This window comes from Bradyrhizobium neotropicale (assembly GCF_001641695.1).
Classification (GTDB): Bacteria; Pseudomonadota; Alphaproteobacteria; order Rhizobiales; family Xanthobacteraceae; genus Bradyrhizobium; species Bradyrhizobium neotropicale.
This window is the reverse complement of the sequence record NZ_LSEF01000025.1, coordinates 143,437-162,349: the sequence shown is the minus strand read 5'-3', so window position 1 is coordinate 162,349 and position 18,913 is coordinate 143,437. Positions and strand designations below refer to the sequence as shown.

Genomic DNA, 18,913 nt, shown 5'->3' with positions numbered 1-18,913 from the left:
GATGATGTCAGGGATTGCCGGTGCTGTTCGTGACAGCCGCTCCGCCCGAAAGATCTGGGCCGGGCACTGGCACGGTTGGGCTCAATCCGGCGCCACCGAGCTCGGTGGCACCGAGCGGAATTCCGACGCGTCCGACCGTCGCTGATGAGGGCAGGGCCGACGGAGACGTCGCGCTTCCGGTGCAGGGGATCGATGAGCCCCCGGCAAGCCCGCCGCCGTCGAACAGAGCTCCGGGCGCTCCGGTGTTGCTTGACGTGGCACAGTTCGCCATGCCTTGCGCGGGACTGACCGGGGACACGCCCGGCGTTGCAATTTCAGTCGATCCCAGCGGAATACCCTCGGGACGAAGAGCTTGCGGGTTCAGGGGCGAGGTCGCGCCCATGCCGACCGGCGGCTGTGACATCGGCACTGGCGTTTGTGCGATCGCCGCTCCAGCGGCCAGCCATATGGCGCCGGCGGCAAGCGTCGCGCCCAGACACATCAACGTGAACCGACGCGGTGCGGATCGCTTTGCGCCAGCGTTGTTCGATGAGAGCTGTATTCGCATGGGCGGTGCTCCGGCTGAATGCGCTCGAACCATAGAGAGCAGCGGAAGCGCAGGTATTTCCAGAATGCACGCCCTGCTCCCTGGTGGCACGACGAAAGGATGCATCCTGCTTTCGCTATCTCAGCACGGCTCGCGCACGAGCGAGTTCGCGGTTGCATGCTGCGGTGTTGCCGGCGCGATCGGCAGCGCGCGCGCGAGCGAGCGAATCCAGCGCGCCGGTGAAGTCAGGGCCATTGCCGTTCTCGGCCGCGGCGAGCGAGCGGGGCGTGGGCTGATAGCTGCGCAAAGCGTTCAGACTCTCCGGCTTCCAGCCATGCGAGCCGGCATTGTGCTCTATCGCCAGATCGAGCTGGGCCTGGGTGCGCGTGATCGCGCCCGTGCACGAGCTTGCATGCGCCGACGATGTTGCGCAGAGCAGAATGAGGGGGACGATGTAGCGTTTCGCGGTTGATGTCATTGTCCGATCCTTTGCGTGGAGTTTGGGAAATGTCAGAAGCTCCATCTGCAATGCCCGACCGAGCGCCGATGGTCTTTCGCGTACGAACGTTGCTTGCTGTCCATCAGTCGAACGCGCGTAGTAGTTAGTTCGCTGAAGCCGAGCCCGTGAGTCATCGTTCGAGGCCCGGATCTTGCCGGCGTGCGAAGTGACAAGGACAGTTGTTTGCGGAAATACGAACGCAACCTTCGAAACTAGTGTCGCGTCATTTCAACCCGGAGTGATCTGATATGAAACATCTCAAAGCCTACCTGGCCTTCACGGCCGCCCTTGCGCTGTTATCGACCGTCGTCCCCGCGAATGCCGAGCCCCTGAAGAATATCGTCCTGGTGCACGGCGCCTGGGTCGATGCATCCGGCTGGAAGTCGGTCTACGAGATCCTGACCAAGGAAGGCTTCCGCGTCAGCATGCTGCAGGAGCCGGAGACGTCGTTTGCCGATGACGTCACCGCGGCGAAGCGGCTGCTCGATCTCCAGGACGGTCCGACGCTCCTCGTCGGTCACAGCTACGGCGGATCGATCATCACCGAAGCCGGCGTTCATCCCAACGTTGTCGGTCTCGTCTACGTCGCAGCCCATGCGCCCGATGTCGGCGAGGACGAATCGGCGCTGGGCAAGAAGACGCCGAGCGTCTTGGGCAAGACCGAAGGCGCGATCAAGGTCACCCCTGACAAGTTTACCTATCTCGATCCCGTGCAATTCCCCAAACTGTTCGCGCCCGATCTGCCGCGCGAGCAGGCCGAGTTCGAATCGCGTTCGCAGGTCCTGGCCGCCACGCAGGTATTCAGCACGCCGCTGACCGCGGCCGCGTGGAAGACCAAGCCGAGCTGGGGCATCGTCGCCGGCAACGACCAGATCATCAACCCGGATCTCGAGCGCTGGTATTACGAGCGCGCCAAGAGCCAGACGACCGTCATCCCGGGTGCCAGCCACTCGGTCTACGAGTCCCATCCCAAGGAAGTGGCGGCTGTCATCACGCGCGCCGCGCGCAACATCGTGCCGCCGGCCACACGTTGAAACACCTTTTGCCGGTCCTGACGCACGACCGGCAGAAGGGAGACTGGCGGGAGAGACAGCACTCCCGCCAGCCTCATTGGAAGATCCAGATAACCTCACGTGACGCGATCGGCCGACCCGCTCGTCATGACGCTGTATGTCGATGCTCATGAAAGGGCGGACCCATGACGTCCAATCCAATCGTGATGGCGCTGGCGCCGGTCTTCTTCGTCCTGTTGCTCGGATTTGCAGCAGGCCGGATTCGCGTCATCGACAATCATCACGTCGAGGCTCTCAATGCGCTCGTGATGGATTTTGCGCTGCCGGCCGCACTGTTCGCCGCGACAGCGTCGGCCTCGCGCAGCCAGACCATCGAGCAGGGCCCGCTGTTCCTGGTCTCCGGGCTGACAATGCTGGTGCTTTACGTCGCCTGGTACTGGTACGCGCGCACATTCGCCGGAGTGACCAAATCCGATGCATCCCTCCAGGCTTTGACGATCGGCTTCCCGAATCTTGCCGGTGTTGGTCTGCCCATCCTGACATCGGTGCTGGGGCCGGCCGGCACCGTTCCGGTTGCAGTCGTACTGGCAACGGGCTCGATCCTCATCAGCCCGCTCACGCTGATTGTGGTCGAGATGAACGTCAGCAAGGCTCACGGTGGCGAAATGTCGGCGCGGCAGGTTCTGGTGGCCGTCCGGCGCGCGCTCACCAAGCCTGTTGTGCTGGCGCCCGCACTCGGGATCCTGCTTTCATTGTCTGATCTGAACCTCGATGCGCTTGCCCATGCCTGCCTCGAGCTGATCGGCAACGCGACGGCCGGCGTGGCGCTGTTCGTGACCGGCCTCGTCCTGTCGGCCCAGTCGTTCCGGCTCGATTGGAAGGTCGTCGCCGCAACGGCGGCGTCGGACATCATCCGGCCGCTGCTGGCCGTTGCGATCGTCTATGGCCTTCGGATTGGTCCGGACACCGCGAAGACGGCAATTCTGCTTGCCGCTCTGCCGTCGGGCTTCTTCGGAATCCTGTTTGCCGTCAATTACCGGCTGGATTCCGCGACTGCAGGCTCCATGGTGATCGCCAGCACCGCATTCAGCATCGTTACAATGGCGATTGCGATCGCCGTGCTCTTTCCCAATTAGGCAGCATCGCCAAAGCTTGCGATCGCTCTGCTCGAGCGGCGTGGCGGATGTCGTTCGACAGGATGCGGTTGATCGCAAAAAGAGGGGCCGTCCCTTGGGGGAGGACGGCCCGAGAGGCTCGCATGCCCGGGAGGGGAGGCCGGAGCCATGACTGGGTCTCAGTCGTTCACGTCTGCAGCATCGCCGATGGGCAAGACAAAATCTTTCATGAACCCAGGACGTTTCTCATTTCGCATGAATCACGCCGCTCCGCCGGAAGGACACGAGAAAACGTGGTGCGCGGTGGCGCCGGATCGCTGTCGTGAGCCGCGGCCAACGACAATTCGTTCCGCCTGGCGCACCGCCAGCGCGCCGGCGTGTCGCCCGTGATGCGTTTGAAGACGGTCGAAAAATGCGCCTGCGTGCAGAAGCCGACGGCCAGCGCGACCTCGGCCAACGGCGTCTCGCTGTTCGACAGCAACGATTTCGCATGCTCGATGCGCTGATGTAGGAGGTACTCGCGCGGCCGGTATCCCGTCGCAGCGCGAAACTGCGCCGCAAAGTGCATGCGCGACAGCCCCGCGACCCTGGCAAGATCGGACAGGCTGATGCAGCGGTCGAAATGCGTCCTGACATGTTCCTCGACGCGCCGGAGGCGCCATTTCGGCAGCGCGTTGACTTTCGTACGCGGCAACTCGTGCCGGGCAACATGCATCGCCAGCGTCTGACCGACGCAGCGGGCAAATTCCTGGTCGGCGGAGGCGCCGTGCTCGGTCAGGGCCTTTGCAAGTTGCTCGGCAAACGGATCGCGCAACAGGACGAGGTCGTTCAGGCTCTCGGCCGTGAGAAATTCCGTATCCGGTTGCGGCGATGGAAAGCAGTTGGCGGACACGTGGAAGTGCAGGAAGTCGTACGGCGCATGGAACTGCGCGCTGAGCTGTTTCGAGGGGGCGCCGACATACAGCGTGCCTGCCGGCATGATGCCGTCGAAGATGGTCTGGCTGCCCCTGGTCAGTTTGAGGCGCGTCGTCTTCAAGGCAATGCAGAAGAAATAGCGGTCCGGCGGGGTCGTCGCCTCTTCGTGCCGGACGGCAGCTTGCGCATAGGTCCAGCGCGAGATCGTGATGTCCTCGGCGGCGGTGCCGGTGTGTTGCTCGGGCCGGCGCCATTTCCGTTCATGGGGAAACGCACGCGTTTCCGGCGGAATCTCCGGTTCGCATTGGCTGGCATCATAGCCCAGCCAGGCGCCGGCCGTTTGCATGTCGGTAAGCATCGTTGGTCCCGTTTCTTAAGTCCGGCTGCCGCCGTGACGGCCGCCGAACTGCCGAATGCAACAAGTCGATGCCTAAACGATAAGTCTGATCCCGTCGCAAAGCTCGTTATGGATGCTTAAGCGCTGTTAGATTTTGCAAATGCGATGGGTGCGACCGCGTGTCGCAAAAACGTCAATTGGACCAAGGGCATCAAGGGGTTGCATTGCGAGATGCGAGTTTGCCGGCTGGCACTGTGCGGCTTGGTGCAAAGCGGATGAAAGGCGCGGCGCAGCGCCTCTCATCTTGGCCGGATTCAGGGAAGGCGCGGTGAGGCGTCGACGCCGGGCGTGAGGCCCGGGGCGATCTTCTCCGCCGAGGGAACCGCGGGCTCCCGCGTGTAAGGAAGCGCCTCTACTTCGGGGGCGGGCTGGGATGCGCCCTGGAGGCAGTTCGGACGTGGCGGGCGGCCTTCTCCGAACCAATCGGATATGGGGGCCATCAGGTTCGCACGGAGTTGGCCGAACCAGGTCTGGGGATCACCACCGGCAGGCTGCCGAATCGTCACCGTCGCCGTCATGCCCGAGACCAGCGGCACGTCGGCCGGCACCGTGTCGATGGCAACGCGAACCGGCACGCGCTGGGCAAGCCGCACCCATGTGTAGATGGGATCGACGTTGGGCAGGCCCTGCGTGCCTGAAGCGGCGTTCGATACGCTGACGCCGCGCGTCACGGTCTTCACGTGCCCGAGGATCGGCCTGGGATAGCCGACCAGTTGCGCCTCGGCGCGATCGCCTATGCAGATGCGAGCCATCTTGGTCTCCTCGAAGTAGCCGTCGATCCAGAAGCTGTCGGAGTCGATGACGGAGACGTTGCTGACGCCGGTGACGGCATAGTCTCCGACGCGCAGCAGAAGGTTGGTGACGTAGCCATCGACCGGACTGAGCACGCTGGTACGCTTCAGGTTCAGCTCCGCCTGCGCGAGCTGGTGTGTCGCTGCTTCATAGGCGGCCTTTGCCTGCACCGCATTGCCGGCAAAGATCTGCTGCTCCTCGGGCGTCGTGGCCAGATCGGACAGATGCTGGCGGCGATCGAACTCGGCCTGCTTCACTTCCAAATCGGCTGCCCGCTGGTCGACGAGGGCCTTCCCGACGCGGACGGCCACCTCGAAGTCGAAGGGATCGATCACGTAGAGGACGTCGCCCTTGTGGACGAACTGGTTGTCGGCCACCCGCAGCTCCACGATCTTGCCCGGGATCTGCGGCGCGACGTTGGCGACCTGAACGCGCACACTGCCATTCCGTGTCCACGGAGCGGTGACGTAGTGTTGCCATGTCGCGGCCGATATCAGGATGGCGACCAGCGCAATTCCGAGCGTCGCAAGATGCTTGCCGGCGCCGACGATGAGGCGTCCGAGAGCCTCGCGCCGCAGCGTCGAGGGTGTCGCCTGAGCCGCACGGTTGCCGTCTTCCGCGGCGCGATCGCTGGTGTCGCGTGCCAGAGGCTCCGGCAGGCCGGCATGGTCGACGGCGTCGGTGCTGCCGGCCTGTGTTTCGGTGGCCGCTTTGCCGTCAAGCAGCGTGGCCGCGTCGCGGCACAGGCCAGTTTCCATGATGCTCTCCCTAAGAAGATAGTGCGAGCAGGCAAAACATCGTCACGTACAGGCTGAGCTCGGCCAGCGAGGGGTTGCTGAAGAACCTCGCAAAGCCAACGAACCGCAGCAGAGGACGAAGTAACAGGAACGCGAGCAACGCCGTTGCCGCGTATGACACGATCGGCGCAATCAGCACACCGCCGATGACCAGCTCATGATATGTGTTCGTCATGGCCTCCTTCCTTGGCTGGACTGTATTGATGCGAACGCCACGCTTGCCGAAACCAGTGCCGCGAGGGTCGAATTGACGGACAGGCCGCGTCGGCTTGCCGCCTGGCGCAGCGCCTCCGCCGTAGCCAAGATCGCCCGATCGTTGCGCAAGGCGAGGGCGGCTTGCGCGGCGCGCGCCGGTTCGGCGAGCGCACCCGCCGCCAGACGGTCCAGTTCGACACGGCACCGCCGCAGGATCGCGGCCTGGTCGAAGCAGCGCATCGCTTCGGCCACGACCTGATCGTTGGATGTCGAACCGTCGTTTGCCGTCACGATCTGTTCGATGCGCGCGGCATCGCGAAACGCGGCTTCCTCGAGCGGAAGATGCCGGACTTGCCTGCTATCGACGTGGTTCAGCTCGGCGCGGGCCTCGCCCAGCAACAGCCGGATCCGTCGCTCGCCCGACAAGGACGGAAGAAGAAGCTGTGCCGCAAAGACCAGCGCTGAAGCCAGGCAAACGAAGAGGCTCGTCACCAGAAACACCTCGGGATCGTAGCTCTGCGGGTTGGTCGGGGCGAAGATGGCGAGCGTGAACACCAGGGTGAGGCGGCCAACCGATGACAGCATGCGGCTCGGCAGCGAGATCAGGAGCGCAAGGCCGATGACGACAGGCGCAAGACCGATCGCCAGCAACTGAAACTCGGAGACGCCGTTGAAGACGAGGTACTTCAGGATGCCGGCGAGCAGGCACGCAATCGGCGTGGCAAGCAACGCCGTCATCGTGAAGCTGCGTGGATCGGGGGCCGTCGAACCCAGCCCGATGATGACTGCAACGAGGGAAAGGCAGAGCTCGGTGGTTGGCCAGCCCGCCATCACAAACAACATCGCGATCAGCGCGAAATGGATCGCCGTCCGCGCGCCGCCCTCGGCTGCGATGCGGCGCGAGCGATACAGCGGCGCACGCCACGTCTGCGGCGGTCGCGTTCCGGCGCGCAGGGCGTCGAGGCTGCTGCGTACGTCCGCGCTCTTGCGAAGAATCTCGCCCCTGAGCCAGGCTCGGCAAACCGCGATCAGACCGGAGGCGCCGCCGTCCCGATCGCCCGCGACTTCGGTCGGCAAGATAGCCACGGGCAGTGCCGCGAGCGAGCGGGCGAGGGACAATACGGTCACGAGGTCCACCATCGCGGAACGCGCTGCGGCGGTTCTCGCTGGGCCGTCGCTCGATTCCGTGGTGAGGCTCGCGATTTCTGGACGCAGGGCCGCAATATCGCGCAACAGGCCCGCCGCGACGGAGCTTGAGGACGCTTCGCCGCGAGCGGCGCCTTGCGCAACGTCCATGCCCCGGCGATGCAGAGCCTCTAGTCGGCTTGCCAGCACCGGATGGTAGGCGGGCGCGGCAAGGACCTCGTTGACGAGTGCGACCGCGAGGACCCCGATGGCAATGGCGGCGCCACGCGCGACGCCGGTGGGAAACACTTGCAGGGGACTATCGATCTGCTGAATGGCAATCAGGGCTACGGTGGTGCAGCCGAGGGCTGCCGCGTAGGCGCGATTGCCGTCCAGCATCCCGGCCGCATAGACACAGAGGCCGATCCAGATGCTGAAAACGGCGAGCAGGAGACCGCCGGTCTGGGAGAAGACGCCGGCGATCACGATCGATGCCGCGACGCCGATGGCGGTGCCAAGAAGCCGGTAGCCGGCCTTTTCCATGCCTTGAGCGCGCGTGGGCAGCGCCAGGATCGCCACGGTGAGGGCCGCCGACGACGGGGATTCGAGCTCGAGCCAGAAGCTCACATAGAGCGCGAGAAGGGTCGCGAGCCATACCCGCAGCGCGAAGGCCCAGGAGCTCGCGGAGAAACCGGCGAAGACAAGGGGGCGCGCTTGACCGGGAGCACTGGTGGCATTCGCTCGCATGCGCGCGAGTATGAGATTTGCCGGGCTTGCCGGTATTTCCGGTCCAGGAACCCGCTTGCCAGAATGCACGCTCCGAATACAGAAGCCACGCGCATTCTGTGCGGAAGGGAAGGTAGGACTAGCGCGGCGGCTGACCTGCCAGCGCCTCTTCGAGGCAGCGGATGATTTCGTCGCCGCTGGAGGGCTTGCCGAGATAGCAATGTGCGCCCGCCGCCATCACACGCTGGCGGACGGCGTCGGAGGGAAACGCCGTCATCAGAATGATGGGGAAATGGCGGCCAGAGGCAATCAGCCGCGCCTGCAATTCATCTCCGGTGATGGCCGGCATCTGGATGTCGGCGATCATGCATGCCGGATCATCGCCTGGCGGCTGCTCGAGGAAGTCGACGCCGGACTCGTAGGTGTGCGCCTCATAGCCGAGCGAACGCACCAGGCTCGCAAGCGAGGTGCGAACTCCTGCGTCGTCGTCCACGATCGCAATTACCGGGGTCTTGGCCATTCCCGCACTTCCTGGCCGGCGTGCTCCAAGGAGGCTATCTCCCCGCAACGCGGCCGTCAGCGCCTTATGGACCGCGGACGGTCCCACCGGAACTATACTCAGGTTTGGTCCGTAGACCTGCGGGTCTGGGATACCCCAAGTGCCTCGGCCTTGCGGACGAGATCGGCCAGCGACCGGACCCCCATCTTGCGCATCACGTTGCCACGATGGATCTTGACCGTGATCTCGCTGAGGCCGATCAGGCCTGCGACCTGCTTGTTCATCAGGCCGGCGGTCACGTAGCCCATCACCTCGCGCTCGCGCGCCGTCAGTGTCTCGTATTGGGCGCGAATATCCTCTTTCGCCGTGGCTTCGGCGCGACGCTGGGCATCGCGTGCGAGCGCTGCCGTCACGGCATCGAGCATGTCCTGATCGCGGAATGGCTTGGAGAGAAAATCGACGGCACCAGCCTTCATGGCGCGCACCGACATCGGAATGTCTCCATGGCCGGTCATGAAGATGATGGGATATCCGATGCCCTGCTGGGCCAATTGGCCCTGGAGATCGAGCCCGCTCACCCCGGGCAGCCGGACGTCCAGCACGATGCAACCGGGCCTGTCGGGTAGCTGGCCGCCGAGCAACTCAGCCGGCGAGCCGAACAGGCGCGTTTCGAGGCCGACGGATCGGAACAGGCTGTCGAGCGAGGTACGAATCCCTGCGTCATCGTCGACGATGATGACGATGGACTTTGCGGATGGCGGATGTGCTTCGTCGATCGGTCGCGTCATGGCGTGGTGTGTTCTTGGCTGTAGGGCAGCGTCAGGCGAAATGTCGCCCCCGAACCGGGCACGCTCTCTGCCGACAACTGCCCGCCGTGAGCTTCCACCGTCGTTCGACAGATCGCAAGTCCCATGCCCATTCCGCCATTTTTCGTCGAAAAGAACGCATCGAACAGGCGGGGCAGGTCGCCGGGTGCGATGCCGGGGCCGGTGTCCTGCACCGTGATGGCGAGCCTTTCGCCTGCGACGGAACCGGCGCCGAGCGTAACGATGCGGGGGCCGCTTTGGCCCGACATGGCCTGGCCGGCATTGACCAGCAGATTCACGAGAACCTGCTGAAGCTGGATCCGGTCGCCGCGAACCGGCGGCAGCCCAGGTTCCACCTCGATGGTCAGGACGACGTCGTCCTTTGCGAGCTCCCGCCCGACCAGCAACGCTGCTTCATCGATGATCTCGCTGATTTGCAGGATGTCCTGCTGGGGCGACCGCTTCTTCAGGAAGGTCCGGATGCGGGTCACGATCTCGCCGGCCCTGCGCCCTTCGGCAACGACGTGATCGATGGTCGCCGTAACCTCGTTCAGATCGGGCACGTCGCGCCGCAGCCAGCGCAAGCCGGCCTCGCCGCTGGTGACGATCGCCGCCAGCGGCTGATTCACCTCATGGGCGATGGATGCGCTGAGTTCGCCAAGGGTGGCGACGCGTGCGGCGTGGGCAAGCTCTGCCTGCGCCGCGAGCAGTGCGTCCTGCGACTGCTTGCGTTCGGTGATATCCATGACAAAGGCAAGCACGTTGCGATCCCCGCCGGGCTCGGGCGGGAAGGTGATGGTAAACAGCACGGGAACCTTGCCGCCGTCGAGCCTGACGAGATCGGTCTCCCCCTCGTAGAACGGCTCGCCTTCCGCGAATGCCAGCAATCCGCCGAGGAAACTGCGGTCGTCCGCGCCCAGAAGCCTGTCCACGTTCTCGATGAAGGCGGAGGAGCTGCTTGCCCCGGCCATCCTCTGCAGGGCGGGATTTGCGTCGGTGATCCTGGCGAGCCCGCGGGCGTATCGGACGAAATCGGGATTTTGCACAAGATAGTCGCGTAGGCCGGCTTCCCCCGGCTCCAGCGAATTCAGCGCGGCTCGGAGGCCGCTCCAGTCCTCTTCGAGGACCCCGATCCGGCTGGCATCGAACATCCGCCGATACCGTCGCTCGCTCTGCACCAGCGCGGCATGCGCCGCCTCGCGGTCCGTGACATCGGTGTGCGTTTCGAGCACGCCGACCGGCCTGCCGAGATGATCGCGCTGCAGGGCCCAACGCGCATCGACGGTGAGCGCGGTGCCGGCTTTCGTCCGCTGTTCGACCCGGCCTTCCCATCGGCCGGCCTCCAGCAGAACGGATTCGATGAGATCGCGCCTGTCGGGATACACGGTCTGCAGCAGGTCGTCAGCGACACGCCCGATCGCGTCTTCGGCCGGCCATCCATAGGTTTGCTCCGCTGTCTTGTTCCAGAAGGTGATCACGCCGCGCCTGTCCCTGGCGAAGATCATGTCGTGCGACAGGTTGAGCAGGCGCGCCTGTGCCGCAAGCCGGCTCGTGGCGGCCTGGTTCTGCAGCGCAAGCAACGTCGTGATGCCGATGGCCGCGAGACTCACCAGCGCGCGCAGGGCAGGTGAGGCGATCGATTTCAAATCGTGCGACAGGACGTAGGCCGTCATCGTCAGAATGACGCATGTCGCAGCAGCGACGATGATGTCGTTGCGCCGGCTCGTCCTCGCCGCCAACAGGATCGCAACGACATAGAGAACCGCAACCGCGCCCTCGAGCGGCGTGAGGACGTCGACGAGAAAGACAGCGAACGCCAGCAGGCCGGACGAGAACCGCAAGCCGGCGCGGCTCTTGGATGAGCCTGTAGCTGGATCATGCCTTGTCATCGTCGCAGACGTACATTCTTCGCATTGCAGCCGCGTTGATGCCGCGATTTTTCGTTTCCGACAACACCCAGGCGGATGTTTTTCGTGCTCTCTTGGAAGACCTCCCGTCTTCGTGAGCTGTGCGCAAGCGCCGATCACACACATTTTCGAAGGAAAACAGGCCACGCACCACGCTGCCACTTCAGGGGCCTCTCGGCGGAAGCGTCACCTTACCGCAGGCGGCAGGCGGGGCCGGTGAGTCGCTCTGCAAGCCGGACGCCCAGATGGCGACTTTGCGATCATACCTAGGTATGACGCAGGCAACCTGAGAACCTAGTGAACGCACCCGCGCGTAGAATGGAGCGCGCAGACCGGCGAACTACTCTGCTCCCATCGCATTCGGACAAGCCTGGTGGGCCTTCCCGGATCGAGAAAGGGACAAGGAGGTTCGACGATGTCGCTACAGATGTCACACCCGCAAGCCGCCAAGAATCATGTCGTTCGCGCGATCGACGTTTCGGGAATCGATCACCGTCGGCTCAGGCTGTCGAGGCTCCCTGGCCGGTTCGACGAAGAGGGCATAACGCTGTCTCTGGTCCATCTGGACGTGGCCCTGGCGGTCGAGGCGCACGCGGCCGACGTCGAGCCATCTGCCGACCGTGCGCTCAGCTTCAGGGTTTCCGCGAAGCGTCTTGCGGGCGCGTCTGCAGAGAACGAGCGGGTGTCTGCGGAAGGAGAATTCACGGACCCGGTCATGCGGCGCCTGTCCGATGCGCTCGTTGCAACCGAAGCCACGCACGATGCCCATTCCGCAATCCTGGCCGATGCGTTGCGGCTTGCGATCCTGACCCGGACGTTCAGCCGGCAGACGTCTGGCGCACAGGCCGAGACCGACCCCGCCGCCGACGTCCGCGAGGACCATCCCGGCCGAACCGTTCGATCGCTGCAGAAATGGCGCCTCAAGCGCGTCCTGCAATATGTCGACGATAATCTGAGCGCGAGGATTTCGCTCCAGGATCTGGCCACCGTTGCGGGTCTGAGCCGGATGCATTTCGCCGCGCAGTTCCGCGCGGCTATCGGCGTTCGGCCTCACGAATACCTGCTGAAGCGTCGCATCGAGCGCGCCCAGGAGTTGCTCAAGCAGGCCGACGTCTCCCTCGTCGACGTCGCCTTGACGGTCGGCTTCCAGACCCAGGCGCACTTCACCACAGTGTTCAAGCGCTTCGCCGGCGATACGCCCTATCAATGGCGGAGCGCCTATCTCGCGCAATTCATGCCGCTGCCGCGTGCAGGAGCGAGGGCGTCATGAACAGCATCGGCATTCCAGCCCTGTTGATGCCGCTGGCAGGGCTCCATTTGGTGCTGACGCACCATGAGCTCATGGGGATGATCGAATTCGTCCACGCCTTCGGCAGCTCGTATCGATTGGCAGCATCAGAACCGGGGGCGAGCCTTTTCTACGGCCGCTTTACCTTCAACTTCTGCCGGGTCGTCGTGGCGTGCGTGCGCGATAGCAGGTCGATGAAGGTTTGCTGCTCCGTCGCGGCTTGGCAACATTCGAATGCTTAACACGGCGGAGACAGTACTCAGGAAACTAAGCGAGGGCGAAGAGTACCTGCTTGAGCTTGTCGACGGTGCGTTTGGCCAAACCAAGCAACAACGGATTGGTCCGGCAGAAGGCAACCTTCTTCACATGGCTCTCGAGTCACTTAGCGGCACGCGATCGGCCGTCAGGTTCTGGATCGCCAACTGTTCTTCCCTCAGACGTCTTTTGACGAATTGCCGCTCTTGCTCGGTCAGCTTGCCCCTTAGCAATCGGCGATAGCGATGGATGTTGTTGCTGTATACTTTCAGGCGCACCAACTGCTCGTCGGTCATCTTCATCCACCATGCAGGACCAGGAACAAGCGAATCCGGCTCAGCCGGTCATTTCCAGCAAATGCTGCAGAGAGGCGGGGATAGTCACCCTTCGTCCCTGCACCGCTCAACAGTAACCCTGCTGCAACCCTCCTGTGCAGAGGGTTGGTCCGGAAATTTCGGGGTATTTCAGCCAAACGATAGTTGCCGCACAAGGCTTATGTCCTGCGTTGCCTGAGCCATGCCGGATTCCGGCCGTGCGGTCAGATCCGATCTGAGGCTTTGACCATGAAGGTAACGAGACGGCGCCGAGAGCGCCTCCTGCGCGTCGCCCGGCTGCGGCGAAGAAGATGCGCTTCAACTCCTTCGCTGCGCGGAGGGCAAAACCGGGTCCCAATGGATTGGTGTGGCCGAAGAAGGCGACCGTTTTCACTTAGCCCTCGACATGCCATTTAGCGTGCAACAACCAGGAACGTGCTCGATCGAAATGCAGAACGGCGCGGCCAACGAAAACGCCTGCGGTGCCTCCAGCAATCTTTTGGACTGCGTCGAGGGTTCGTGCGTGGCGGTCCGGAGTAAGCAACTGCAGAAGCTCAAGCAACGCGGCGCTGCCAAGTACGATGAGTAGGACGGCAGGCGTCCGCCGGGGATAGGCTAAGCAGAAGAGCGTGCCGAGAATGGCAAATGCGGCAAGATGCTCCAGCGCGGACGAGGTCAGCAAAATCGGCCTGTCTCTAAGCGGCGACAGGGTCGAATAAGCAATGAAACTCAGACCGGCCCAAGCAGCGAACTTAAGTAGTCTTTGAGGCATGAGGTTTTTCCTGTCCTCCTCGAGCGGGCGGGCGCGAAGGCCGTTTCGTCGGTGTCGCGATCGTCAGATCGAGTTCCGCGACCAGCCGTCAGAGCTGGACCTCATGCCGGTCCGCCAACCGCCGGACTTGCCCTGCCGGCGGCGGCCTGGCGGCCGCCGCAGCATTCCGGGATCGCGTCAAGGGTCGCGCCCGTGGCGCTGGCCGGGGGGCGGTCGATGTCGCGAACGGCCGAACCCCTAAGCTGTGGAACGATCATTCAGCCGCGAGGATGTTGTGCGCGACGGAATTGATCAATTGATCCCGCTCGTCGACGACGATCGGATATTGCTCCTCAAGCTTGTACGATCGATGCGCCTGGTCGCGGCGGAAATATGCAACGGTCGGCTTCAATCCGTCTTGCAGCCTTATAGTCGGTTGCCAGCCCAATTCGGCCTTGGCGAGGGATATATCGGGTCGGCGTTGCCTTGGATCGTCGCGGGGCAAGGGTAGATGGACGAGCTTTGACGAGGAGCCGGTTTCAGCGAGCACCAGCTCCGCGAGCTCTCGAATGCTGAATTCTCCATCGTTTCCAATGTTGACCGGTCCGGTGAACGAAGCGCGGCTCTCCATCAGGCGGACGAGACCATCAATCAAGTCGTCCACGTAGCAGAACGAACGAGTCTGATTGCCCTCGCCATAGAGCGTGATCGGCTCGCCGTTGAGTGCCTGAATGATGAAATTCGAAACCACTCGACCGTCAGCCCGATGCATCCGCGGGCCGTATGTGTTGAAGATGCGAGCAACCTTGATTTCGACGCCGCACTGTCGGTGATAATCGAAGAACAAGGTCTCGGCGCAACGCTTTCCCTCATCATAGCAAGATCGAGGGCCGATGGTATTCACATGGCCCCAATAATCTTCGGTTTGAGGATGAACCGCTGGATCGCCATAAACTTCGCTCGTCGAAGCCTGCAGAATTCGACATTTCAGCCGCTTGGCGAGGCCCAACATATTTATCGCGCCATGCACCGATGTCTTCGTGGTCTGCACCGGATCGTGCTGGTATTGGATCGGCGACGCGGGGCAGGCCAAGTTGTAGATCTCATCGACCTCGACGTGCAGGGGAAAGGTGATGTCGTGGCGCAAAAATTCGAAGCGCGGGTGTGCGTGCAAATGCTCGATGTTGTGTTTGGTTCCGGTGAAGAGATTGTCTACGCAGACAACCTCATGGCCGTCGGAGAGCAGTCGATCGATTAAATGGGAGCCCAGGAAGCCGGCTCCTCCGGTGACCAAAACACGTTTACAACTATCATAATTACGTCGCATGTTATTCTCCGTTCGAAATAATAGGCCGACGCTGCATTGTGTCAGCAGCGTCGCCACTCACCTTCCTCCTTCAAGTTCATCCGCGGAGGCAGCCGCGTCGACGACGCTACCGTCGGACGAAGGTCCAGACAGGCGAGGGCCACCGCCCAGTCCTCATTGACGCTGGGCCGCTTCGCCATTTCGATACTTCCCGGCAGTTTAAACACGCACGGCCGCAGCTCAACCAACCATTGGGGTTACCTCTCAGTACCCATTTATTGCCAATTTCCACCCGGTGACCCGAATGCTACTGCTTGGGCCAGGAAGACGAAGCTCCCGGATAGGTTGCTATGAGTTATGCGTCATTCACCAATCTGCCGGGCTCTACGCAGCTTTCGGCACATTCGGTTGATGGCCGCACGGTAGTCGCAGCAGGCGCTGGTTGGGGCAAGTTGGCTGCTCTATTGATGCTTGCAGCAGGCACCGAATTCCTGCTCGTAGCCTTTGCGGCTTATTTCGCAGCAGTGCTCTATTATCGGCTGGTCCTGCTGCATTGGCCGAACCCCGCCCAGTACATTCCGGAAGCTCTTCTGATTTCCACGTTTCACTTGCTGGTATCAATAGGACTCCGGCAATATTCGCGGATTCAGGCTCAGCCCCGCCACGTGTTCCTGTGGAGCGGCGCCAGTGCTGTCTTGCTCGTATTCTCCTTCTTCATCTCGACGATATTCGTTCTGAAAATCTCGGCAGACTACTCGCGCGCTACCGTCATCGTCCAAGGCGTGAGCGTCATGATCGCAGTTCTCTGCACGCGGACAATATGGTTCTCGTTACTGCAGCGTGCCATTGCGTCAGGGCTGATCGACGCCAGGCGCGTTATTCTTGTCGGAGATCCGGAGCACTGCCTGCATTTTTCCGCGCGAGCAATCGTCGCCGGAATACGGACGATCCACTCCTTCAACTTTCCGATGGTTCGCGCAGACCATTCGGGGCCGGCGCGTCCCGACGCGGCCCGAGCGCTGCCTGATGCCCGCCAACTGGTTACGGAGTGCCGGCCTCTCCGAGCTGATGACATCGTCATTTTGAGTTCGGAGCCGGATGTTCCATCTGCACTGGTGCTCGCCAGCGCCCTATCAGACCTGCCGGTCGACGTTCACGTCGTCCCCGTCGGGTCTATCGATCTCATGGCCGTCTCGCGGATCACCCAGTTCGGCAACATGGTGACCATGCGGATCTTCCAGTCCCCCCTCACTCCATTCAACCGAGCGATCAAGCGAGTGTTCGACGTCGCCGCTGCAATCGCAGGCCTCATTCTGGCTAGCCCCGTCTTCATCATCGCTCCGCTCGCCATCAAGCTCGATTCCCGTGGGCCGGTGTTCTTTCGCCAGACGCGGCACGGCTACAACAACGAGCCCATTCGTGTGCTGAAATTCCGATCGATGACCGTGATGGAGGAGGGTGACAACTTCAGACCCGTCACCAGACACGATTCTCGTGTGACCCGTCTGGGACGGTTCTTGCGCCAAACCAATATCGATGAGCTTCCGCAGTTGTTCAACGTCCTGGCCGGCGACATGTCGCTGGTCGGGCCTCGTCCCCATCCAACTGCGCAAAACGAAGCCTTCGCGGAACTGATCTCGTCATTTTACCGTCGTCACAACGTCAAGCCTGGCATTACGGGCTGGGCTCAGGTCAATGGGTATCGCGGCGGCACCGATACCCTCGAGAAGATGCAGCGCCGTCTGGAGCATGATCTGCATTACATCGACAACTGGTCACTCCTGCTCGATCTCAAAATTATTGTCATGACCTTGTTTTCCAGAAAGGTGTACTGGAATGCCTATTAATGCGCCTGCAGCATCTTCTTCCCGCCGTTCGGTGAATCGCCCGCGCGCAACTCGGGAAACTCAGTGCATCGCAATGAGCAAAGCGACGAGCCGAGGCGCGCGCCTCGCCTCGACGAGGGGCGCAGCGAGCGATCGAAAGCTATCTAAGGAACAGATTAGGGAGGCTTTCATGACAAAGATCAGTCATTTGGCGGCGTCGTCTAGCTGTCCGGTTAGCGATGCCCTGAGCATCATCAGGCAGACCCAGGTCCAGCTTCATGCACTGACAGACGCGTCCGCGACGGCGAATGTGCTCACCACGCGAATCGAGCTCTGTGACGTTCTCCTTGGCGAGATTTCGGGCATTCGCAGTAGCCTTGCCAAGGATCTCCGGCGTACCCGCGAGCCTCAACTGGCTTTGATCTGATCCCCACCACGGGCGGCGCGATTCAGTATTGGCCGCGGTCGCTCTCATCCGTGGGCGGCTGATCGGGATCGGATATCCGGAACTCTTCAAGCCGGTGCCCAGATTGGAGCGCCGCGACGACCCAGCGGGGTTGTTTTCCGCGGCCGGACCAGGTTTCCTCCGGAGCCGCCGGGTTGCTGTATTTCGGCAGAACTTTTGGATATCTGCGTCGTGGAGGCCGGTCGGTCTGCTTCTCGGGGGAGGGACCCTTGGTCTCGCCGATCGGCTCGGCCCTGTTGAGCTGTGCGAGACGCTTTTCAAGTTCGAGCTTCTCTGCACTAATTTTTTCCGAGAGAATGTGCGTGAGCTGCTCATGCAGGCGCCAGAGTTCATCAAGATCCATGGCGTCCAGATCCAATTTATGCATTCTCGTCACTATTCAGGTTGCGATTATGGTCGGGGCTGCCTCAATGCCAGGCGTGCGTCGGGTGAAAGCGGGATAAACACCGCTTACTAATTAAACATTCGAAGATTAAATTATATAATTTATTTGTATTAATGGAACGATTATTTTTGAATTTTTGACTTTTGTCGGGTTAAATTTTGTGAAGTAGAAATACCGGTTAGATCAAGCGGTTGCTTATTATAATTGGATTTTTGTTGCGCTCGTGGATTTAAATTGCTTTTAGCCTGGTCGGCTTTTGTGAATATGTGTGTCGTTTGCTGTTCCATCGGCCGCGCAGCCCTCTCTCATGGCGCAGATCGAGCTCCAGCGGGGCATTCGCCGCCAGTTGCGGCCGTTCATGTGTTGCGGAGGCCGGCCGAGCCGGGAACCGCGGGGCGTCGATCACGCATCGGTTACGTGCAATTGCACCCGAAGTTGGAGAGTTTGCCTCCGGCGGCTCGTTGAAGTTGCGGTTCGAGTCGCCGACTTAAATCACTATTTTTGTTCTTGTTGGTAACAATCTGGTACCCTCTTGATTATTCGCGGGTGCGGCAATATTGAAACCCGAATTGATTCTACAGGGCGTCGGAATGTTGTCGAAGAAAAAGCTCGAGCTCGAGTCTATGTCGTTAGACGACCTCTGGTCGCTCCACGAGAAGATCAGTGCGATCCTGGCGGCCCGGATCAAGGCGGAAAAGCATGAGTTGGAGAAGCGCCTGGCCGTCCTTGACCGCGGAATGGGCGCCATCGTTCAACCGGGCGAGGCCCAGCCGAGCGACGCGAAACGGCGTCGCAAGTATCCACGGGTGCTGCCGAAATATCGCAACCCGCAGACCTCCGAAACCTGGTCCGGCCGCGGCAAGCTTCCCCGCTGGTTGGTTGCCGCGAAGAAGTCGGGACGCAAAATCGAAGAGTTTCGGATCTGACCTGCCACTGAATTTCTGGCGGCGGAGACACAAGGCCGGTGTTCGCAGCGCTCACCTCCCGACAAATGCAGCTGTAATGCCAGA

20 protein-coding genes are annotated in these 18,913 nt (G+C 62.1%); 7 read left to right on the top strand and 13 right to left on the bottom strand.

Annotation, left to right across the window (positions count from 1 at the left end):
* Nucleotides 1–7: 7 nt before the first annotated feature.
* Nucleotides 8–481 (bottom strand): hypothetical protein, encoded by a 474-nt coding sequence (locus tag AXW67_RS42625; protein WP_245315413.1) that lies wholly within the window; start codon nt 479–481, stop codon nt 8–10.
* Between the two features lie 181 nt (nt 482–662).
* Entirely contained in the window at nt 663–1,004 is a 342-nt protein-coding gene (locus tag AXW67_RS04680) for a hypothetical protein (RefSeq protein WP_063676976.1), read from the bottom strand.
* Nucleotides 1,005–1,273: 269 nt separating this feature from the next.
* Here AXW67_RS04680 and AXW67_RS04675 point away from each other — a divergent pair, with 269 nt between their 5' ends.
* Nucleotides 1,274–2,059, top strand: a complete 786-nt coding sequence (locus AXW67_RS04675) for an alpha/beta hydrolase (protein WP_063676891.1) — start codon at nt 1,274–1,276, stop codon at nt 2,057–2,059.
* A gap of 164 nt (nt 2,060–2,223) precedes the next feature.
* Nucleotides 2,224–3,174 (top strand): AEC family transporter, encoded by a 951-nt coding sequence (locus AXW67_RS04670; RefSeq protein ID WP_063676890.1) that lies wholly within the window; start codon nt 2,224–2,226, stop codon nt 3,172–3,174.
* Nucleotides 3,175–3,379: 205 nt separating this feature from the next.
* Here AXW67_RS04670 and AXW67_RS04665 read toward each other — a convergent pair whose 3' ends face one another.
* The 7 genes from AXW67_RS04665 to AXW67_RS04635 all read right to left on the bottom strand — a co-directional run bounded on the left by AXW67_RS04665 (nt 3,380) and on the right by AXW67_RS04635 (nt 11,294).
* Entirely contained in the window at nt 3,380–4,426 is a 1,047-nt protein-coding gene (locus tag AXW67_RS04665) for a helix-turn-helix domain-containing protein (protein WP_063676889.1), read from the bottom strand.
* Nucleotides 4,427–4,719: 293 nt separating this feature from the next.
* On the bottom strand, nt 4,720–6,015 hold the full coding sequence (locus tag AXW67_RS04660; protein ID WP_063676888.1) for an HlyD family secretion protein: 1,296 nt from the start codon (nt 6,013–6,015) through the stop codon (nt 4,720–4,722).
* 10 nt (nt 6,016–6,025) lie between these two features.
* Entirely contained in the window at nt 6,026–6,229 is a 204-nt protein-coding gene (locus AXW67_RS04655) for a DUF1656 domain-containing protein (RefSeq protein WP_063676887.1), read from the bottom strand.
* Complete coding sequence (locus AXW67_RS04650) at nt 6,226–8,121, bottom strand: FUSC family protein (protein ID WP_063676886.1); 1,896 nt, start codon at nt 8,119–8,121, stop codon at nt 6,226–6,228. The genes AXW67_RS04655 and AXW67_RS04650 overlap by 4 nt, the downstream gene beginning before the upstream one ends.
* A gap of 118 nt (nt 8,122–8,239) precedes the next feature.
* Complete coding sequence (locus AXW67_RS04645) at nt 8,240–8,620, bottom strand: response regulator transcription factor (protein ID WP_027555444.1); 381 nt, start codon at nt 8,618–8,620, stop codon at nt 8,240–8,242.
* A 98-nt stretch (nt 8,621–8,718) separates the two neighbouring features.
* Nucleotides 8,719–9,387 (bottom strand): response regulator transcription factor, encoded by a 669-nt coding sequence (locus AXW67_RS04640; RefSeq protein ID WP_063676885.1) that lies wholly within the window; start codon nt 9,385–9,387, stop codon nt 8,719–8,721.
* Entirely contained in the window at nt 9,384–11,294 is a 1,911-nt protein-coding gene (locus AXW67_RS04635; protein WP_063676884.1) for a PAS domain-containing sensor histidine kinase, read from the bottom strand. Before AXW67_RS04635 ends, AXW67_RS04640 begins: the two co-directional genes overlap by 4 nt.
* 433 nt (nt 11,295–11,727) lie before the next feature.
* On the opposite strand from AXW67_RS04635, the gene AXW67_RS04630 reads away from it, so the two are divergent.
* A complete protein-coding gene (locus AXW67_RS04630) occupies nt 11,728–12,582 on the top strand; it encodes an AraC family transcriptional regulator (RefSeq protein ID WP_063676883.1) in 855 nt (284 codons plus the stop codon).
* The gene (locus AXW67_RS04625) at nt 12,579–12,842 is read left to right on the top strand and encodes a hypothetical protein (protein WP_063676882.1); all 264 of its coding nucleotides are present in this window, start codon (nt 12,579–12,581) and stop codon (nt 12,840–12,842) included. Before AXW67_RS04630 ends, AXW67_RS04625 begins: the two co-directional genes overlap by 4 nt.
* A gap of 120 nt (nt 12,843–12,962) precedes the next feature.
* Here AXW67_RS04625 and AXW67_RS04620 read toward each other — a convergent pair whose 3' ends face one another.
* The 3 genes from AXW67_RS04620 to AXW67_RS04610 form a co-directional block, all read right to left on the bottom strand.
* Nucleotides 12,963–13,151 (bottom strand): hypothetical protein, encoded by a 189-nt coding sequence (locus AXW67_RS04620; RefSeq protein WP_063676975.1) that lies wholly within the window; start codon nt 13,149–13,151, stop codon nt 12,963–12,965.
* Between the two features lie 412 nt (nt 13,152–13,563).
* Nucleotides 13,564–13,941, bottom strand: coding sequence for a VanZ family protein (locus AXW67_RS04615; protein WP_063676881.1), 378 nt, complete (start codon nt 13,939–13,941; stop codon nt 13,564–13,566).
* Between the two features lie 253 nt (nt 13,942–14,194).
* Nucleotides 14,195–15,247: a UDP-glucuronic acid decarboxylase family protein gene (locus tag AXW67_RS04610; RefSeq protein ID WP_082907765.1), complete on the bottom strand. Its 1,053-nt coding sequence runs from the start codon at nt 15,245–15,247 to the stop codon at nt 14,195–14,197.
* Between the two features lie 329 nt (nt 15,248–15,576).
* Between AXW67_RS04610 and AXW67_RS04605 the strand changes: the two genes are divergently transcribed.
* Nucleotides 15,577–17,073 carry an undecaprenyl-phosphate glucose phosphotransferase gene (locus AXW67_RS04605; RefSeq protein ID WP_063676880.1) on the top strand — a complete coding sequence of 499 codons (1,497 nt, stop codon included), beginning with the start codon at nt 15,577–15,579 and terminating at the stop codon, nt 17,071–17,073.
* A 169-nt stretch (nt 17,074–17,242) separates the two neighbouring features.
* Nucleotides 17,243–17,479: a hypothetical protein gene (locus AXW67_RS04600; RefSeq protein WP_145927414.1), complete on the top strand. Its 237-nt coding sequence runs from the start codon at nt 17,243–17,245 to the stop codon at nt 17,477–17,479.
* Nucleotides 17,480–17,501: 22 nt separating this feature from the next.
* Here the strand turns inward: AXW67_RS04600 and AXW67_RS40165 are convergent, their stop codons facing one another.
* Nucleotides 17,502–17,885: an H-NS histone family protein gene (locus AXW67_RS40165; RefSeq protein WP_027557039.1), complete on the bottom strand. Its 384-nt coding sequence runs from the start codon at nt 17,883–17,885 to the stop codon at nt 17,502–17,504.
* Nucleotides 17,886–18,496: 611 nt separating this feature from the next.
* Here AXW67_RS40165 and AXW67_RS04590 point away from each other — a divergent pair.
* Nucleotides 18,497–18,829 carry an H-NS histone family protein gene (locus AXW67_RS04590; protein ID WP_063676974.1) on the top strand — a complete coding sequence of 111 codons (333 nt, stop codon included), beginning with the start codon at nt 18,497–18,499 and terminating at the stop codon, nt 18,827–18,829.
* The last annotated feature ends 84 nt before the right edge of the window (nt 18,830–18,913 follow it).

What these genes read in the sequence shown, in the direction of transcription:
- AXW67_RS42625 (WP_245315413.1), bottom strand. Translation starts at nt 481, where the DNA reads ATGTGTCTGGGCGCGACGCTTGCCGCCGGCGCCATATGGCTGGCCGCT.
- AXW67_RS04680 (WP_063676976.1), bottom strand. Translation starts at nt 1,004, where the DNA reads ATGACATCAACCGCGAAACGCTACATCGTCCCCCTCATTCTGCTCTGC.
- AXW67_RS04675 (WP_063676891.1), top strand. Translation starts at nt 1,274, where the DNA reads ATGAAACATCTCAAAGCCTACCTGGCCTTCACGGCCGCCCTTGCGCTG.
- AXW67_RS04670 (WP_063676890.1), top strand. Translation starts at nt 2,224, where the DNA reads ATGACGTCCAATCCAATCGTGATGGCGCTGGCGCCGGTCTTCTTCGTC.
- AXW67_RS04665 (WP_063676889.1), bottom strand. Translation starts at nt 4,426, where the DNA reads ATGCTTACCGACATGCAAACGGCCGGCGCCTGGCTGGGCTATGATGCC.
- AXW67_RS04660 (WP_063676888.1), bottom strand. Translation starts at nt 6,015, where the DNA reads ATGGAAACTGGCCTGTGCCGCGACGCGGCCACGCTGCTTGACGGCAAA.
- AXW67_RS04655 (WP_063676887.1), bottom strand. Translation starts at nt 6,229, where the DNA reads ATGACGAACACATATCATGAGCTGGTCATCGGCGGTGTGCTGATTGCG.
- AXW67_RS04650 (WP_063676886.1), bottom strand. Translation starts at nt 8,121, where the DNA reads ATGCGAGCGAATGCCACCAGTGCTCCCGGTCAAGCGCGCCCCCTTGTC.
- AXW67_RS04645 (WP_027555444.1), bottom strand. Translation starts at nt 8,620, where the DNA reads ATGGCCAAGACCCCGGTAATTGCGATCGTGGACGACGACGCAGGAGTT.
- AXW67_RS04640 (WP_063676885.1), bottom strand. Translation starts at nt 9,387, where the DNA reads ATGACGCGACCGATCGACGAAGCACATCCGCCATCCGCAAAGTCCATC.
- AXW67_RS04635 (WP_063676884.1), bottom strand. Translation starts at nt 11,294, where the DNA reads ATGACAAGGCATGATCCAGCTACAGGCTCATCCAAGAGCCGCGCCGGC.
- AXW67_RS04630 (WP_063676883.1), top strand. Translation starts at nt 11,728, where the DNA reads ATGTCGCTACAGATGTCACACCCGCAAGCCGCCAAGAATCATGTCGTT.
- AXW67_RS04625 (WP_063676882.1), top strand. Translation starts at nt 12,579, where the DNA reads ATGAACAGCATCGGCATTCCAGCCCTGTTGATGCCGCTGGCAGGGCTC.
- AXW67_RS04620 (WP_063676975.1), bottom strand. Translation starts at nt 13,151, where the DNA reads ATGACCGACGAGCAGTTGGTGCGCCTGAAAGTATACAGCAACAACATC.
- AXW67_RS04615 (WP_063676881.1), bottom strand. Translation starts at nt 13,941, where the DNA reads ATGCCTCAAAGACTACTTAAGTTCGCTGCTTGGGCCGGTCTGAGTTTC.
- AXW67_RS04610 (WP_082907765.1), bottom strand. Translation starts at nt 15,247, where the DNA reads ATGCGACGTAATTATGATAGTTGTAAACGTGTTTTGGTCACCGGAGGA.
- AXW67_RS04605 (WP_063676880.1), top strand. Translation starts at nt 15,577, where the DNA reads ATGAGTTATGCGTCATTCACCAATCTGCCGGGCTCTACGCAGCTTTCG.
- AXW67_RS04600 (WP_145927414.1), top strand. Translation starts at nt 17,243, where the DNA reads ATGACAAAGATCAGTCATTTGGCGGCGTCGTCTAGCTGTCCGGTTAGC.
- AXW67_RS40165 (WP_027557039.1), bottom strand. Translation starts at nt 17,885, where the DNA reads ATGCATAAATTGGATCTGGACGCCATGGATCTTGATGAACTCTGGCGC.